Origin of the sequence: Mycolicibacterium aurum, assembly GCF_900637195.1 — a bacterium.
Lineage (GTDB): Bacteria > Actinomycetota > Actinomycetes > Mycobacteriales > Mycobacteriaceae > Mycobacterium > Mycobacterium aurum.
In genome coordinates, this window is sequence record NZ_LR134356.1 from 2,375,653 (window position 1) to 2,391,912 (window position 16,260).

General features: G+C 68.0%; 18 protein-coding genes. 9 read left to right on the forward strand and 9 right to left on the reverse strand.

The genetic code is table 11. The features are described 5' to 3' along the window. Window position 1 precedes the first annotated feature (1 nt). Window positions 2-784, forward strand: coding sequence for a hypothetical protein (locus EL337_RS11355; protein WP_048634749.1), 783 nt, complete (start codon window positions 2-4; stop codon window positions 782-784). A 21-nt stretch (window positions 785-805) separates the two neighbouring features. On the opposite strand, the gene EL337_RS11360 is transcribed toward EL337_RS11355, so the two are convergent. From EL337_RS11360 to ppgK, 4 genes are all read right to left on the reverse strand, one after another. Next, window positions 806-1,930 (reverse strand): methyltransferase, encoded by a 1,125-nt coding sequence (locus tag EL337_RS11360; RefSeq protein ID WP_048634750.1) that lies wholly within the window; start codon window positions 1,928-1,930, stop codon window positions 806-808. Window positions 1,931-1,985: 55 nt separating this feature from the next. Then, window positions 1,986-2,975, reverse strand: a complete 990-nt coding sequence (locus tag EL337_RS11365) for an IS481 family transposase (protein WP_126316558.1) — start codon at window positions 2,973-2,975, stop codon at window positions 1,986-1,988. 108 nt (window positions 2,976-3,083) lie between these two features. Beyond that, entirely contained in the window at window positions 3,084-4,532 is a 1,449-nt protein-coding gene (locus tag EL337_RS11370; RefSeq protein WP_048635103.1) for an RNA polymerase sigma factor, read from the reverse strand. Window positions 4,533-4,763: 231 nt separating this feature from the next. Next, the gene (gene ppgK, locus EL337_RS11375) at window positions 4,764-5,591 is read right to left on the reverse strand and encodes a polyphosphate--glucose phosphotransferase (RefSeq protein ID WP_048635026.1); all 828 of its coding nucleotides are present in this window, start codon (window positions 5,589-5,591) and stop codon (window positions 4,764-4,766) included. Between the two features lie 148 nt (window positions 5,592-5,739). Between ppgK and EL337_RS11380 the strand changes: the two genes are divergently transcribed. Continuing rightward, window positions 5,740-6,627, forward strand: coding sequence for an inositol monophosphatase family protein (locus EL337_RS11380; RefSeq protein WP_048635027.1), 888 nt, complete (start codon window positions 5,740-5,742; stop codon window positions 6,625-6,627). A gap of 31 nt (window positions 6,628-6,658) precedes the next feature. Here the strand turns inward: EL337_RS11380 and cei are convergent, their stop codons facing one another. Then, window positions 6,659-7,312, reverse strand: coding sequence for an envelope integrity protein Cei (cei, locus tag EL337_RS11385; RefSeq protein WP_048635028.1), 654 nt, complete (start codon window positions 7,310-7,312; stop codon window positions 6,659-6,661). A gap of 176 nt (window positions 7,313-7,488) precedes the next feature. Here cei and EL337_RS11390 point away from each other — a divergent pair, with 176 nt between their 5' ends. Next, window positions 7,489-7,791, forward strand: coding sequence for a DUF4193 domain-containing protein (locus EL337_RS11390; protein ID WP_024445904.1), 303 nt, complete (start codon window positions 7,489-7,491; stop codon window positions 7,789-7,791). 24 nt (window positions 7,792-7,815) lie between these two features. On the opposite strand, the gene EL337_RS11395 is transcribed toward EL337_RS11390, so the two are convergent. Then, the gene (locus EL337_RS11395) at window positions 7,816-8,292 is read right to left on the reverse strand and encodes a DUF3093 domain-containing protein (RefSeq protein ID WP_048635029.1); all 477 of its coding nucleotides are present in this window, start codon (window positions 8,290-8,292) and stop codon (window positions 7,816-7,818) included. A gap of 25 nt (window positions 8,293-8,317) precedes the next feature. On the opposite strand from EL337_RS11395, the gene dut reads away from it, so the two are divergent. Together dut and EL337_RS11405 are read left to right on the forward strand one after the other, a co-directional pair. Further along, complete coding sequence (gene dut / locus EL337_RS11400) at window positions 8,318-8,782, forward strand: dUTP diphosphatase (protein ID WP_048635030.1); 465 nt, start codon at window positions 8,318-8,320, stop codon at window positions 8,780-8,782. Between the two features lie 11 nt (window positions 8,783-8,793). After that, a complete protein-coding gene (locus tag EL337_RS11405) occupies window positions 8,794-9,576 on the forward strand; it encodes a DUF3710 domain-containing protein (RefSeq protein ID WP_048635031.1) in 783 nt (260 codons plus the stop codon). Between the two features lie 6 nt (window positions 9,577-9,582). On the opposite strand, the gene EL337_RS11410 is transcribed toward EL337_RS11405, so the two are convergent. Next, the gene (locus EL337_RS11410; protein WP_048635032.1) at window positions 9,583-10,320 is read right to left on the reverse strand and encodes an alpha/beta fold hydrolase; all 738 of its coding nucleotides are present in this window, start codon (window positions 10,318-10,320) and stop codon (window positions 9,583-9,585) included. A 144-nt stretch (window positions 10,321-10,464) separates the two neighbouring features. On the opposite strand from EL337_RS11410, the gene EL337_RS11415 reads away from it, so the two are divergent. Both EL337_RS11415 and EL337_RS11420 read left to right on the forward strand, forming a co-directional pair. After that, a complete protein-coding gene (locus tag EL337_RS11415; protein WP_048635033.1) occupies window positions 10,465-10,836 on the forward strand; it encodes an OB-fold nucleic acid binding domain-containing protein in 372 nt (123 codons plus the stop codon). Then, window positions 10,833-11,549, forward strand: a complete 717-nt coding sequence (locus EL337_RS11420) for a DUF3159 domain-containing protein (RefSeq protein WP_048635034.1) — start codon at window positions 10,833-10,835, stop codon at window positions 11,547-11,549. The genes EL337_RS11415 and EL337_RS11420 overlap by 4 nt, the downstream gene beginning before the upstream one ends. 6 nt (window positions 11,550-11,555) lie before the next feature. Here EL337_RS11420 and EL337_RS11425 read toward each other — a convergent pair whose 3' ends face one another. Together EL337_RS11425 and EL337_RS11430 are read right to left on the reverse strand one after the other, a co-directional pair. Beyond that, window positions 11,556-12,221, reverse strand: a complete 666-nt coding sequence (locus EL337_RS11425) for a potassium channel family protein (protein ID WP_048635035.1) — start codon at window positions 12,219-12,221, stop codon at window positions 11,556-11,558. Then, entirely contained in the window at window positions 12,221-12,892 is a 672-nt protein-coding gene (locus EL337_RS11430) for a potassium channel family protein (RefSeq protein ID WP_083443268.1), read from the reverse strand. Before EL337_RS11430 ends, EL337_RS11425 begins: the two co-directional genes overlap by 1 nt. Before the next feature lie 90 nt (window positions 12,893-12,982). Here EL337_RS11430 and EL337_RS11435 point away from each other — a divergent pair, with 90 nt between their 5' ends. Together EL337_RS11435 and EL337_RS11440 are read left to right on the forward strand one after the other, a co-directional pair. Continuing rightward, window positions 12,983-14,986: an APC family permease gene (locus tag EL337_RS11435; RefSeq protein WP_197724224.1), complete on the forward strand. Its 2,004-nt coding sequence runs from the start codon at window positions 12,983-12,985 to the stop codon at window positions 14,984-14,986. After that, window positions 14,983-16,251 (forward strand): class I SAM-dependent RNA methyltransferase, encoded by a 1,269-nt coding sequence (locus tag EL337_RS11440; RefSeq protein ID WP_048635038.1) that lies wholly within the window; start codon window positions 14,983-14,985, stop codon window positions 16,249-16,251. The genes EL337_RS11435 and EL337_RS11440 overlap by 4 nt, the downstream gene beginning before the upstream one ends. The last annotated feature ends 9 nt before the right edge of the window (window positions 16,252-16,260 follow it).

Below are 16,260 nucleotides of genomic sequence, written 5' to 3' on the forward strand. Positions count from 1 at the left end.
CGTGGGCATCATCTTTGGCTTTGCACCGTGGATCGTGTACTGGGTTCTGGTCGGGAACGTGCCGTTCCACACGGCAGTGCTCGTGGCGCTCGCGGTGTCGGTGGCGGCGTTCGTCGCCGCGCGCGTGACGGGCTCACCCGGGCGCACGCTGGAGATCGGCGCTGTCGCAACCTTTCTGGTCCTCACGGCGCTCACCTTCACCGTCAGCACGCGGTTCATGGAGCAGTGGATGCAGCCGCTGAGCAACGCGGGGATCTTCCTCGTCGCGTTGCTCAGCGCGGTCAGCGGCAGGCCCTTCGTGCGCGAGTTCGCCGTCGTGGGCCAGCCCAAGGAGGTCGTCGAGAGCGAACCGTTCGCCCGGATCACCTCGGTTCTGACCTGGATCTGGATAGCGGCGTTCGCCGGCATGACGCTGTCATCGGCGATTCCTCCTGTCGTCCAGGGCGACGCGACGATCCTCGACACCGAGACCCCGCTGTCCTTCCTGTGCTACTGGGTGATCCCCTTTTCACTGCTCGGCGTGGCCGCGCTGCTGACCCGGGTGCTGCCGGAGCGGATGGTGCCGCCCGCGGACGAGATCGTGCGCAAGACGACGTTCGTCGCCTTCGCCGAAGCCGAGATAGATCAGCTCATCTATCTGGCGACCGAACACGCCAACCGCGAGGTCGGCGCCGGCAAGGAGGCGTTCGACATCAGAATCGGCTCCAAGGGCGTACCACTCGTCGGTGACGAGACCCGCGAGTCCTGGCCGTCGACGTACAAGGTGCGCGAGCGCAAGCGCTGACTCCTCACCCGCGGGAGCTGATCAGACCGCGACGGCCTCGACGACCGAGAGCGGGCTCACGGTCGGGATCACCCGGGTCAACTGGAATCCGGCCTGGCCCAACAGCTGCTCGTACTCGGACCGGGTGCGTTCCCTGCCGCTGACCATCAGCAGCATCTCCAGGTCCAGCAGGTGGCCGATGAACGACGAAGCCCGTTCCGGCAGAACCATTTCCAGCAAGACCAGCTTTCCTCCGTCAGTGACTGCGGCGCGGATGTTGCGCAGAATCGTCAGGGCCTCCGCGTCACTCCAGTCGTGGATGATGTTCTTCATCACGTACAGGTCGCCGCCTGCGGGCACCGACTCCATGAACGACCCGGCGGCCACGGTGCTACGCTGACTCACGTCGGACCGATCGAGCAGCGCCCCGGCACCCGCGACGACTTCCGGCAGGTCGTACAGGATGCCCTTGGCGTTGGGGGCGCTGCGCAGGATCGTGGCCAGCACGGCGCCGTGCCCGCCGCCCACATCGACCACCAGGCGGGCGCCGGTGAAGTCGTACGCCTGCAGCGCAACATCGTTGGACAGCCCGCTGGCGGCGGTCATCGCGTTGTTGAAGACCGCGGCGAATTCGGGGTCGGTGGCGAGGTAGTCGAAGAACGGCATGCCGCGCAGCTTCTCGGCGGCGGGCCGGCCGGTCTGCACCGAGTAGGCCAGGCTGCCCCAGTCGGCCCACCGCGCGGGGTGACCGATGAAGAGCACCATGTCGCGCAGCGAGCCGTCGACACCCTCCCGCAGTGCCTCACCGACCGGCGTCAACGTGAACCGGCCGTCGCGGCGCTGCCGCAGCACCCCGCGACTGGTCAGCGCCCGCATCAGCCGGTGCAGCGCATCGGGTTCGGCGCCGACCCGAGCGGCGATGTCGTGGGCGCGCGCCGGCCCCGCGGCCAGTTCGTCGGCAATGCCGAGCTTGGCGGCGACGTAGAGCACCTGAGTGGTCCAGGCGCCGGTCGCCAGTTCCAGGAGCGCGATGTTTCCCGGCACCGAGGATCGGTGCAGTGTGGCCAGCCCGGCGCGGACCCCGTCTATTGCGCGGATGATCCGCACCGGCGGAACCTTCTTCTTCGGCGCGGAAGGGGCGTCTGCTTTTGTCAGCGTCGATCTCACGCCGACGAACGTAGGCGAGCGGCCTTAATTAATTCTTGGAGCCGGGCGGGGTTGCCTAGTTGTACTGACCTGAGAGGTTAGGTACGCGGCTGGCTGGTGGTTGACCGCCGAGTGCTGTGTGGCCGCGGTGGTGATTGTAGTTGTGCAGCCATCGCGGGTACTCCTGGCAGCGTTGTTGGTCGCTGGTGTACAGCCGGGCGTAGGCCCACTCATCGGCCAGGGTCCGGTGGAATCTCTCCACCTTCCCGTTGGTCTGCGGCCGATAGGGTCGAGTGCGCCGATGTTCGATGTCATCGCCTAGCGCCTTGCGGAATACATGCGACCGGTAGCAAGATCCGTTATCAGTCAACACCTTTCGAACAATGATTCCCTGTTCGACGAACCAGGCGTTGGCGCGTTCCCAGAACTCGGAGGCGGTCTCCTTGCGTTCATCGGCCAGCATCTCGGAGAAGACCAGACGGGAGTGCGCATCCAGCGCGGTGTGTAGGAAGTGATAGCCCCGCAACGGCTGTCGGTACTTATTGGTGGCTCCGGTCTTGTCGGCTTGGGCGTTGCGCTTACCTGCGGAGCGACCCAGCATCTTCCAGCCGCCGCCGGCGGGGATCTTTCCCAGCTTCTTGACATCGACGTGCACCAGATCACCGCACGCCGCAGATTCCATGCGGCGCACGACGCGGCCGGTGGCGCGGTCGAGCCAGCGCAGTCGGGCGATCCGGTAGCGGCGCAGCACGTTGTGCACCGTGGAGACGTTCAGTCGCAGCAGGTAGGCGATTCGGGCCGGTCCCCAACGGCGGGTGACGCGCACCCCGATGATGCGGCGTTCGGTCCGTGTCGGGGTGCGGTTGGGGCTGCGATGGGGTCGTGAGCTGCGGTCGGCCATTCCGGCCTCGCCCAGCTCGACGTAGCGGTCCCTCCAACGGACGGCGGTGCCTACCGATACCTGGAATCGTTCGGCCGCGCGGCGTAGCGACCAGCCATCATCGACGATGCACCGAGCCAGCCTCAAGCGACCCGTTTCGGACAAAGGGGCATTACGGTGAACCACGAAGACCTCCGAGGTGGGTTGGTGCGTTCCTAGACAGCTCGCACTTCACTCGGAGGTCTTCGCCTTGTCACCTCACCACGCCGTACCTAACGTCCGTGGTCAGTACACCTAGTCCAGATAGTCGCGCAGCACCTGAGATCGGCTGGGGTGACGGAGCTTCGACATCGTCTTGCTCTCGATCTGACGGATGCGCTCACGCGTCACGCCGTACACCTGGCCGATCTCGTCGAGGGTGCGGGGCTGACCGTCGGTCAAGCCGAACCGCAGCCGAACCACACCGGCTTCCCGCTCCGACAGCGTCTCAAGGACGGACTGCAGCTGGTCCTGGAGCAGCGTGAACGAGACCGCGTCGACGGCCACCACGGCTTCGGAGTCCTCGATGAAGTCGCCGAGCTGGCTGTCGCCTTCGTCGCCGATCGTCTGATCCAGCGAGATGGGCTCGCGCGCGTACTGCTGGATCTCCAGCACCTTCTCCGGCGTGATGTCCATCTCCTTGGCCAGCTCTTCAGGCGTGGGCTCGCGGCCCAGATCCTGGAGCAGCTCGCGCTGGATGCGGCCGAGCTTGTTGATGACCTCGACCATGTGCACCGGGATGCGGATGGTGCGGGCCTGGTCGGCCATGGCCCGGGTGATGGCCTGACGGATCCACCACGTCGCGTACGTGGAGAACTTATAACCCTTGGTGTAGTCGAACTTCTCCACCGCGCGGATCAGACCGAGGTTGCCCTCCTGGATCAGGTCCAGGAAGGCCATGCCGCGGCCGGTGTAGCGCTTGGCCAGCGACACGACCAGGCGGAGGTTCGCCTCCAGCAGATGGTTCTTCGCGCGGTCTCCGTCGCGGCAGATCCACATGTAGTCGCGGCGCTGCGCGGTGGTCAGCTTCTCGCCCTTTTCGGCGATCTCCGCCATCAACTGGGTGCAGTACAGGCCTGCTTCGATGCGCTTGGCGAGCTCCACCTCTTCTTCGGCGTTGAGCAGCGCGACCTTGCCGATCTGCTTGAGGTAGGCGCGCACCGAGTCCGCGGAAGCGGTCAGCTCGGCGTCTTTGCGGGCCTGCCGCAGCGCCTCGGATTCCTCCTCGTCCCAGACGAAATCGCCGGAAGCCTTGTCCTTCTCGGAGGGCTCGGGGAGTGCGTCGTCATCGCCCGCGGCGTCCTTGGCGGTCTTGCCTGCGGCCTTGGGTGCGGCCGCGCCGTCAGCCTCGCCCGACTCGTCGTCGGAGTCGTCGTCGGCCGGGTCGGCAGCGGCTTCGTCCTCGACCTCGATGTCGTCGAGTTCGATCTCGGTGTCGTCGACCTCGACGAGGTCGTCGCCGGGCTCGCCGTCGAGGTCGGTGTCGTCGGCCACGACCACGCCGTCGACCGCCTCGGCCTCGGGGCCCTTCTTGGCGCGGCCGCGGGTGGCGGGCGCATCGGCAGCCTTGGCGGCGCGCGGTTTGGTCGCCTTCGCGGGAGCGCTCTTGGCGGCCTTCTTCGCAGGCGCCTTCTTGGCCGGGGTCTTTGCGGCGGTGCGCTTCACCGGCTCGTCGGTCGCCGGGCTTGCCTTGATCGCTGCCACGTACACCCTTTCGGTCGTGCGGCTCTTCGGGGCGCACGCGGGCGCCACCGATATATGTCGGCTATGTCGAATGTCGGCGTTGATCTCACAGCGTGATGTCGGGGTGGGATACTTTCGCCGCTATCCGGTAGGCGGCCGCCGTCGACCATTGTAACGACAGTGTGGGTTGACGCTGTGCGCAGCGGCAAATTTGCCGCCCCCGCGCGCCGGTCGGGCGGCGATGTCCGGTGGTTACCTGCCGGTAGCCGTGACGTCGAACTCGGCAGCCATCGCGGCACCGACGATGCCGGCGGTGTTCTGCAGCGCCGCGGCCACCACCGGGGTGCGGTTCGTGAGCATCGGTATCCATTTGTCCGCCTTGCGGCTGATGCCCCCACCGGCGATGAACAGGTCCGGCCAGATGGCGTTCTCGATGGCCACCAGCACTTTTGTGACCTCCTGGGTCCAGCGCTCGTAGCTCCATTCCTTGCGCTCCTTGACCGAGCTCGCCGCACGATGCTCGGCTTCCTTGCCGCCCACTTCGAGGTGGCCGAACTCGGTGTTGGGCAGCAGCACCCCGTTGTGGATGACCGCCGAGCCGATGCCTGTGCCGAAGGTCAGCAGGACGATGACGCCCGTGTTGTCGCGGCCCGCGCCGAATTTCTCCTCGGCGAGTCCGGCCGCGTCGGCGTCGTTGAGCACCGTCACCGACTGGCCGCCGAGCGCCGAGCTGATGACGTCGTCGGCGTCGAGTCCGATCCAGCCCTTGTCGACGTTGGCCGCGGTGCGCACGATCCCGTCCGCGACGACGCCCGGATAGGTCACGCCCAACGGTCCCTCCCAGCCGAAGTGCGCGACGACCTCGGTGATGGTCTTGGCGACGGCTTCCGGCGTGGCGGGCTGAGGGGTCAGCAGTTTGAACCGGTCGCCGATCAACTGGCCCGTGTCGAGATCGACGATCCCGCCCTTGACGCCGCTACCACCGACGTCGACACCGAAGCCACGGCGTTGCCCCTCGGAGCTCGACGCGGGTGTGGCGGCGGGTTGTAATGACTCGGATGACTCAGCTTGGGCGGTCATGCAAGCTCCTCTGCGCTGGTGGGCGATACCAAGGCTCCTCGGCGCGCGGGGGCCGCGCGGTGGTGCAGCCAGGGCGCGATGCCACACTATCGGCTCGCCAATTGCGATGTGTGGCAGTCATGCATCCGGTGGTTTCGGATCGCGCGGGATGTGCTGCGATGGACGGGTGAACAATCCGATCCCGGCCACCGACGCCGCCTCGCTGCGCGACGTGGCCCTGCAGCTGGCCTCCGAAGCTTCCGAGTTCGTGCGCAGGCGGCGCATCGAGGTCTTCGGCGCAGGCGCGGCGGACACCGCCGCGGGTGGCGTCGGGCCTGGGGCGCCGTCGGTGAGTTTCAAGAGCACCCCGACCGACCCCGTCACCGTCGTCGACACCGAGACCGAACGGCTGCTGCGGGAACGGTTGGCCGTCCTTCGTCCGGGCGATGCGATTCTCGGCGAGGAGGAAGGTGGTCCGGTCGGCGGCGCCGACGGAGCGCTCACCTGGGTGCTCGACCCGATCGACGGCACAGTCAACTTTCTGTACGGGATACCGGCGTACGCCGTCTCGATCGGCGTGCGTCGCGACGGCGCATCGGTGGCCGGAGCCGTGGCCGACGTCGCCGACGGGACCGTGTACACGGCCGCGCTGGGCCACGGTGCGCATGTGCACCGCGATGGAGTCGCTACGGCGATGCGGTGCAGCCAGGCCACGGAGTTGTCCATGGCCCTGGTGGGCACCGGCTTCGCCTATCAGCGTGAGGAGCGGCAGCGGCAGGGTCAGGCGATGGCCCGGTTGCTCCCCGACATCCGGGATCTGCGCCGGATCGGGTCCTGCGCGCTGGACCTGTGCATGGTGGCGGCAGGCCGGCTCGACGCGTACTACGAGGACGGCGTGCACCTGTGGGACTGGGCCGCGGCCGGGCTGATCGCGAGCGAGGCGGGTGCGCTCGTGCGTCCGCCGGCGTCGGCGGACGGCTTCGGTCTCATGGTGGCCGCCGCGCCCGGGATCAGCGCGGCCCTCGACGAGGCGCTGCAGCGCTGCGGCGCGGTGTAGCGCGGAGTCCGCACATCACCGTGCGTCGGGCTCAGCAGGTTCCGGTGTGTGCCTTGCTCAGCAGTTCGGCATCTGCCGGCTGGGTGGCGTCGGGGAGCAGGCTCGCAAGGACCGCGTCGATGTCGTCGCTGCGGGTCAGCTCGGCGAAGTCGGTACCGATCGCGAGGTCGACCGTGTCGTCGGTACGTCCGTCCTGGAACAGCTCGGTGCAGGGGGCGACCAGCCAGATCGACGCTGCGGCCGCCCGTCCGGCAGGCCCGAATCGGATCTGGCCCTGGCACTGCAGGCGTGCGTTCGCGTAGAGCGGGTCGTTGGCGGCCTCGGGTTCGGCGAAGCCGAGGTCACGCAGGGCGCCGGCGACCTCGGCGGCCTGTCCGCCCTGTCCGCTGGCGTTGAGCACGCGAATCCTGGTGTCGGCCAGCTTGGCCGGGGTGACGTCGATCATCGTCGAGGCAGACACCTGTTCACCGAGGTCGCCGACGGGGGCGTTGGGCTCGGCGGGCACCGGCGGGTTGCAGACGGCGGCCTGCTCGACCTCCGGCGGACGGGACAACGCGATCACCCACACCAGCAGCGCGGCGACTCCCAGGACGGCGAACATCGCGATCCCGGGTATGAAGCTTCGGCGCCGGAACGGCCGGCCGTGTTTGTCGAACGCCGTGCCCTCGGTGATTTGCGCGACCACGCAGTGCACTCTAGAGCCCCTGGCGGCGGGCCATCGACTTGCAGGTCAGACGCCCATTCTCCGGGTGTGACATAAATCACAATAGAACCGGTGTCAATACGGGCACGAATCATTTGGCGGATGCGTTCGACGCTGGTACAAAGCACTGCTGCAAGAGCTTCATGGAGGGGACAGGCATGGCCACTGACTACGACGCCCCAAGGCGCACCGAGACCGATGACGTCTCGGAGGATTCCCTCGAGGAATTGAAGGCACGGCGCAATGAAGCACAGTCGGCTGTCGTCGACGTCGACGAATCCGAATCCGCGGAATCATTCGAGCTTCCGGGTGCCGATCTCTCCGGTGAGGAGCTGTCGGTCCGGGTGATCCCGAAGCAGGCCGACGAGTTCACCTGCTCGAGCTGCTTCCTGGTGCATCACCGCAGTCGTCTCGCCAGCGAGAAGAACGGCGTGATGATCTGCACCGACTGCGCGGCCTGAGCGGATCCGGCCGCCGCTGCGCGCTCAGCCGCGCAGCGCGGCCAGGACCCTGTCCGGGTGCTTCGCGCTGATCAGCCAGTACGGGGTCGGGTCGTCCGGATCGTCGAGGACCAGCAGGACCATAGGTCCGACCCAGCCTTTGTGGACGACGTAGGCGGCCGGATCGAGTTGTCGGCCCAGCGCGGCGGACTTCGCCGATCGGGGGACCTCGGCGGTGCGGGTGACGACCGAGACCGGCAGGTGGGCGCTGCCAATCCACAGTTCGGTGTCATCATCGGTGCCGACGACGCGCAGCTCGGTCCTTCCAAGGCCCACCAGTACCACTGCGGCGACCGGCAGCAGCACGGCGTAGGGCAGCCAGGCGGGCAACGCTTCGACGCCCTGGTTGACTTCGAGCGCGATCAGCGCAGCCAGGCCCAGTCCCGGCAGCCACCACCACAGCGGCACCCAGAGGCGCTCGCGATAGCGGACGGTTCGGGTGGTGGCACGCGTGTCGGACACGCGGCCCAGAGTAATCTCTGACGTCGTGTCCATCTCTTTGGCGGTAGTACGGCTCGACCGCGACCTTCCGCTGCCCAGCAGGGCGCACAGCGGCGACGCGGGAGTCGACCTCTACAGCGCGCAGGACGTCGAACTGGCGCCCGGGCAGCGGGCACTGGTGCCTACCGGGATCGCGGTGGCCATCCCGCACGGAATGGTCGGGCTCATCCATCCGCGCTCGGGACTTGCTGCCCGCGTGGGGCTTTCGATCGTCAACAGCCCTGGGACCGTCGACGCGGGGTACCGCGGCGAGATCAAGATCTCGCTGATCAATCTGGACCCGACCACCCCGATCGTGATCAAGCGGGGGGACCGCGTCGCGCAGCTGCTGGTGCAACGCGTCGAGCTGCCCGAGCTCGTCGAGGTCACCTCTTTCGACGAGGCCGGACTGGCCGACACGACGCGCGGCGCCGGTGGTCATGGTTCCTCGGGTGGGCATGCCAGTCTGTAGAAGGAGTAGACATGGCACGGACTAGTGACCGCAGCGAGAGGGCCGAGGCGCCCGAGGAGGTGGCATCGGTGGACACCGGCGACGACGAGCTGGAAGGCCCGTTCGACATCGACGACTTCGATGACCCGTCGGTGGCCGCACTGGCGCGGCTGGACCTCGGCTCGGTGTTGATCCCGATGCCGGACGCCGGTCAGGTGCAGGTCGAGCTCAACGACACCGGTGCACCCAGCGCCGTGTGGGTGGTGACCGCCAACGGCAGGTTCACCATCGCGGCCTACGCCGCGCCGAAATCCGCAGGTCTGTGGCGCGAGGTGGCGACGGAGCTGGCGGAGTCGCTACGCAAGGACGCCCCGAAGGTCACGATCGAAGACGGCCCCTGGGGACGCGAAGTGGTGGGCTCCTCCGGTGAGGGATCGGCAGTGGTGCGTTTCATCGGTGTCGACGGCTACCGGTGGATGGTGCGCTGCGTGGTCAACGGGCCGTTCGAGCGGATCGCGGAGCTTTCCGAGCAGGCGCGAAATGCGTTGGCGGACACGGTAGTACGTCGTGGAGACACGCCATTGCCGGTGCGCACGCCGCTGCCTGTGCAATTGCCCGAGCCGATGGCTGCCCAGCTGGCGGCCGCGCAGCAGCAGGCCGCCGCCCAACAGCAGGGCGCCGCTCCACAGCAGCAGGCCGCGCCTGCGCCGGCCGAAGAGCCGGACCCGGCACAGCAGGAGCCTCCGCAGCCCAACGCGCGCCGCACCACCACGGGCTCGGCGATGCAGCAGCTGCGGACCATCACCGGCGGCTGAGCGCCCTCACACCCGGCGCGACGGCCGGGCCGGGTCCTCGGCGTCCCGCAGCGCTGCCAGGCAGCGGGTGCCCAGCACGGCGGCGCTGACGCCGATCTCGTCGAGCGTCACGGTGCGCAGCGACGCGCGGGGCGCGGCCGACACCCATTCGACGCCGACCTCCAGTGGGTGCACCGGGTCGTCGGTGGCCGACACCACTCCCAGCGGAACGGTTAGTGCTTCCAGTTCTCCGCTGGTCGGGGCCACGTAGTGGGCTGCCTCGTCCATCGCGTCGGGCAGGGCGGGCCATTGATCCAGCCACGACCGGGTCAGTTCGTCGGCAAGCCATTTCGGGCTGGACGCCTGCATCTGCGCCGTCGTCGCCACCAGGCCGTCGCGACGCAACAGCTCGGCGGAATGCCGCGCCGCCAATGCCGCGGGCGCGCCGTCGGGTTCACCCGTCCACGCGGGCAGTGCGGCGAGCACCGCGCTCACCCGGGTGGGGTTGCTCAGCGCCCATTCGGCCGCGACGGCCGCGCCGATCGACACGCCGCCGACCGCGATCGGCTGCGGATCGGCGGCGCGCGCGGCGTTGTCGAGTTCGTCGCGGTACCCCGCGACGAGGCGGTGGGGTTGTGGCGCCGGGGTCACCACCACCGCACCGGCCTCGTGCAGCGCGGTGGAAAACGCCCGGTAGACGAAGTCGTCGTCGGACCCCGTGCCCGGTAGGAGAACGGTGGTGACACCGCGCAGACTGAGCGTCATGTTTCGATCGTGCCCGGTCGTGGAATTCAGCTGCGCGGCGACCCGCGCAACCCGTGTCCCGGTAGTTAGCATCTCGGAACTAAGAGGTCTACCGTGGCGTTGGTTATACGCATCCACCACAGGATTGGCAGTTCAGGAGAAGCCATGGCTACGGCCGAGGGGTATCTTCGACGGCTCACACGCCGGTTGACCGAAGATCCGGAACAGCTCGACGTCGAAGAGCTCAGCGGCGAGGCCGCGAGCACCGGCGCGCAGCGGGCGATCGACTGCCAGCGTGGGCAGGAAGTGACCATGATCGGCACCCTGCGCAGCGTCGAGTGCAACGGCAAGAGCTGCGCCGGCGGCGTCAAGGCCGAACTCTTCGACGGCACCGACTCCGTGATACTCGTGTGGCTGGGCCAGCGCCGCATCCCCGGTATCGAGTCGGGCCGCACGCTCAAGGTGCACGGCCGGGTCGGCAAGCTGGACAACGGCGCCAAGGCGATCTACAACCCCCACTACGAGATCCAGAAGTGAGCGACCCCGGCACCGATCCGGGCACGCAGAGCTCACCGGCACGAGGCGCAGCTGTTCTGGAACAGATGGGCGGCGTCAGCGGTCTGATCTATTCGTCACTTCCGGTCGTCGTGTTCGTCCCCGTGTCGTCCGCCTTCGGGTTGGTCCCCGCCATCGGGGCAGCTCTCGGGGTGGCCACCCTCATCCTCGTGTGGCGCCTGGTGCGCCGGGAGACGGCGCAGCCGGCGATCTCGGGTTTCATCGGCGTCGGCATCAGCGCGCTCATCGCCTACCTGGTGGGAGCCTCCAAGGGGTATTTCCTGCTCGGCATCTGGATGTCGCTGTTCTGGGCCGTGGTGTTCGCGCTGTCTGTTGTCATCCGCCGGCCTGTCGTCGGCTACATCTGGGGCTGGGTGCACACCGGCGACCGCCGCTGGCGTGATGTGCGGCGCGCGGTGCTGGCCTTCGACGTCGCGACGGTGGTCTGGGTCGCGGTGTTCACGTCACGGTTCGTCGTCCAGCACCATCTCTACGACGCGGACCAGACCGGCTGGCTCGGTGTCGCCCGCATCGCCATGGGGTGGCCGCTGACCGCCGTGGCCGCCCTCGTGACCTACTTGGCGATCAGGGCCGCCCAGCGTGCGGTGCACGAGCTGGAGCCCGTCGAGACGCCAGGGGAGGCGCAGCACACCGACGGTGTGCCCGACGCCGACTCGGTGCGCAAGCCGACCTGAGCGAGCTCAGCGCTGCTTCGGGTGCAGCAGCAGCTCGCGCAGTTCGTCCTCGGCTTCCGCCACTGCCACGAACAGGAGTTCGTCGCCGCCCTCGAGTGGTTCGTCGCGTTCCGGGACGATGACGCGCGGGCCGCGCAGGATCGTCACCAACGTCGTATCCCTGGGCAGTTCCAGGCGTTTGACCGGCTTGCCGCCCCACGGAGTGTCGTCGGGCAGCGTGATCTCGACCAGGTTGGCCTGGCCCTTGCTGAACTCCATCAGCCGCACCAGATCGCCCACCGACACCGCTTCTTCGACCAGTGAGGCCAGCATGCGCGGCGTGGACACGGCGACGTCGACTCCCCAGGCCTCGTCGAAGAGCCACTCGTTGCGCGGGTCGTTGACACGGGCCACCACCCGCGCCACCCCGAACTCCGTCTTCGACAGCAGGCTCAGCACTACGTTGGCCTTGTCGTCGCCGGTGGCGGCGATGACGACGTCGAAGTCTTCCAGCTTGACCGATTCCAGCAGGCTGATCTCACACGCGTCTCCGAGGCGCCACTGCGCCGCCGGAATCGCATCCACGTCGATGTGATCGGGGTTGCGTTCCAGCAAGGTGACCTCGTGCGACTCGACGAGTTCGCGGGCAATGGAACGGCCGACCGCGCCGGCTCCGGCGATCGCGACTTTCACTAGGCCTCCGGATCCTCGCTCGGGGGCAACGCCGCAATGGCCAGCGCCTCGGCGATGTGTCCCGAGATCGCGGCGAGATAGACCTGGTCGCCCGACTGGATGACGGTCTTGGCATCAGGCAGGGTGCCCGCGCCGAACCGGATCATGAACGACACCCGGCCCGATGTGGCGGCCTCCAGCTCGGTGACTCGGCGGCCCACCCAGTCCTCGTGCAACGCGAGTTCGGTGACGCCGACGTTTCCGGTCGGGTCCCGCCACTTGGTGGTCTCCGTCTCACGGGTCAGCACATTGAGCAGCCGGTCGGTTGTCCACGGAACCGTCGCCACCGTAGGGATGCCCAGCCGCTCGTAGACCGCCGCGCGTTTGGCGTCGTAGATGCGCGCCACCACCCGCTGGACACCGAAGGTCTCGCGGGCGACCCGCGCCGAGATGATGTTGGAGTTGTCGCCGGATGACACCGCGGCGAAGGCCGACGCGTCCTCGATGCCCGCCCGCAAGAGCACGTCGCGGTCGAAGCCCATGCCGAGCACCCGTTCGCCGGGGAAGTCGGGGGAGAGCCGGTGAAACGCCGTGCCGTCCCGGTCGATCACCGCAACGTCATGGCCGATTCTGGCCAGGCTGTCCGACAGGGAGGCACCGACCCGGCCGCATCCCATGACCACTACACGCACCTGACGGTCCTTTCCCGGCCGAGGTTGCTGCAACACCCGCACTGCAGAACGCTACAGCTTTCCGACGGCCGTGGACCGTCGGGCTTACTCTTGGCAGTCGTGTCCAAGCTTTCGACGGCCGCGCGCCGGTTGGTACTAGGCCGGCCGTTCCGCAGCGACAACCTGTCGCACACCCTGCTGCCCAAACGGATAGCGCTGCCGGTGTTCGCCTCGGACGCCCTTTCCTCGGTGGCCTACGCGCCGGAGGAGATCTTCCTGGTGCTCTCGGTGGCCGGATTGTCGGCCTATTCGATGGCGCCGTGGATCGGTCTGGTCGTGGCGGCGGTGATGCTCATCGTCATCGCGAGCTACCGCCAGAACGTGCACGCCTACCCGTCGGGCGGCGGCGACTACGAGGTGGTGACCACGAACCTGGGTCCGACAGCGGGTCTGACGGTCGCCAGCGCCCTGCTGGTCGACTACGTGCTGACGGTCGCGGTGTCGATGGCCTCGGCGATGTCGAACATCGGGTCGGCGGTGCCGTTCGTCGACCAGCACAAGGTGTGGTTCGCCGTGGTCGCAATCCTGGTCTTGGCCTCACTGAACCTGCGGGGCATCCGAGAGTCGGGCACCGCGTTCGCGATCCCGACCTACGCGTTCATGATCGGCATGTACATCATGCTGGCGTGGGGCTTCTTCCAGATCTATGCGCTGGACCATCCGCTGCGTGCCGAGTCGGCCGACTTCGAGATGCACTCCGAGCACGGCGAGATCCTGGGCTTCGCGCTGGTCTTCCTGGTCGCGCGGGCCTTTTCGTCCGGCAGCGCCGCGCTGACGGGCGTGGAGGCGATCAGTAACGGCGTCCCGGCGTTCCGGAAACCCAAGTCGCGCAACGCAGCCACCACCCTGCTGTTGCTGGGGATCGTCGCCATCACGCTGTTCATGGGCATCATCATGCTGGCCAAGGCGACCGGCGTGCAGATCGCCGAGCGACCGCTTGAACAACTCGGCGGCGCGCCCGCTGACTACCAGCAGAAGACGTTGGTCGCGCAGCTGGCAGGTGCCGTGTTCCACGACTTCCCGATCGGCCTGTATCTGATAGCCGGCGTCACCGCGCTGATCCTCGTGCTGGCTGCCAACACCGCGTTCAACGGCTTTCCGGTGCTGGGATCGATTCTCGCCCAAGACCGGTACCTGCCGCGCCAACTGCACACGCGCGGCGATCGGCTGGCGTTCTCCAACGGCATCCTGTTCCTCGCCTTCGGTGCCGTCGCGTTCATCGTGGCGTTCCAGGCCGAGGTGACCGCGCTGATCCAGCTCTATATCGTCGGTGTGTTCGTATCCTTCACGCTGAGCCAGATCGGCATGGTGAGGCACTGGACCCGGCTGTTGCGCACCGAAACCGATGCGACGGCGCGCGGCCGAATGGTCCGCGCCCGGGTGATCAACACCATCGGTTTCCTGTGCACCGGCACCGTGCTGATCATCGTGGTCGTCACGAAGTTCCTGATCGGAGCATGGATCGCCATTCTGGCGATGGGCGCGCTGTTCGGCATCATGAAGTTGATCCACAAGCACTACGCCTCGGTGGCACGCGAGCTGGAGGCCCGCTCCGCCGAGACCGAGGACATCGTGCTGCCCAGCCGCAACCATGCGATCGTGCTGGTGTCCAACGTGCATCTGCCCACCCTGCGCGCGCTGGCGTACGCCCGCGCGACCCGGCCCGACCTGCTGGAAGCCATCACCGTCAGCGTCGACGACGCGGAAACGCGCCAGCTGGTGCACAAGTGGGAGAACAGCGACATCAGCGTGCCGCTGAAGGTGATCGCGTCGCCGTACCGCGAGATCACCCGGCCGGTGCTGGAGTACGTCAAACGGGTCAGCAAGGACTCGCCGCGCACCGTCGTCACCGTGTTCATTCCGGAGTACGTCGTCGGTCACTGGTGGGAACAGTTGCTGCACAACCAGAGTGCGCTGCGACTCAAGGGCCGGCTGCTGTTCGAGCCCAACGTGATGGTGACATCGGTGCCGTGGCAATTGACTTCGTCGGAACGACTCAAGAAGCTTGAGCCGCAGTCGGCACCGGGTGACGCACGTAAGGGGTTCCTGGATTGACCGATGACAGTGCACGCGAAGAGCTCACGCTGACGACCGAGGGCGCGGCCAACGGTGGCAGCTGCGTCGCCCGCCACGAGGGCCGGGTGGTGTTCGTGCGCTACGCGCTTCCGGGTGAGACGGTCCGGGCCCGGCTGGTCGGCGATCGCGGGTCGTACTGGAATGCCGAGGCGGTCGAGGTGCTCGAGCCTTCCGCCGATCGCATCGACTCACTGTGCCCTGTTGCCGGCGTGGATGGTGCGGGCTGTTGCGACCTGGCGTTCGCCCGACCGGCGGCGGTGCGGGGGATCAAAGGCGCCGTGGTGGCCAATCAGCTTGCGCGCCTTGGTGGTTACCAGTGGCGCGACGAGTCCGAGGCGACGGCCGAGCCTGTCGGCGAGATCGGGGCGACCGGTTGGCGGACCAGGGTGCGACTGGACACGTCCGCCGACGGCCGCGCCGGCTTTCACCGCTACCACAGCAGCGAACTGGTGCACCGGCTCGACTGCGCGCAGCTGCCCGCGGGGATGCTCGACGGTATCGCCGACAGGCAGTGGCCTGCTGCAGCCGCGGTCCATGTCGCCGTCGACGACGACGGGGCCAGGCACGTGGTGGTCGGCGGTAGCGGTCAGCGGTCGGCGCCCCGTGGGGCACGCCGGAAATTGGGCGGCCGTTCCCCGGGCCTCCGCACAGCGGTCGACGAGGGAGACTACGAGGCGGTTCAGCGGGTCGACGGACGTACCTGGCACGTCCCCGTCACGGCCTTCTGGCAGGCCCACCGGGACGCGGCGTCGCTGTACAGCGCGCTCGTCTCCCAGTGGGCGCAACTGGGGCCCGGCATGACCGCGTGGGATCTCTACGGTGGTGCAGGCGTTTTCGCCGCCGCGTTGGCCCGTGGGGTCGGCGAGACCGGGGCGGTGCTCACCGTGGACACCTCACGCGGCGCGTCGCGGTCCGCTCGGGCCGCGCTCGCCGACCTCGGCAACGTCTCGGTTCTCACCGACTCCGTACGGCGGGCGCTGACCGGGCAGCGGCACCGCGCCGACGTCGCCGTGCTCGATCCGCCGCGCACGGGGGCAGGCCGTGAGGTGATCGACCTCCTGGCTGCAGCGGACGTGCCGCGGATCATCCATATCGGTTGTGAGGCTGCGTCTTTCGCTCGCGATATCGGCCTGTATCGCGGCCACGGGTACGCGGTGGAGGAGCTGCGGGTATTCGACTCGTTCCCGCTGACCCACCACGTGGAGTGCATCGCCGTACTGCAACGACCCACCGGCAGCGCATAGGATGGGCCT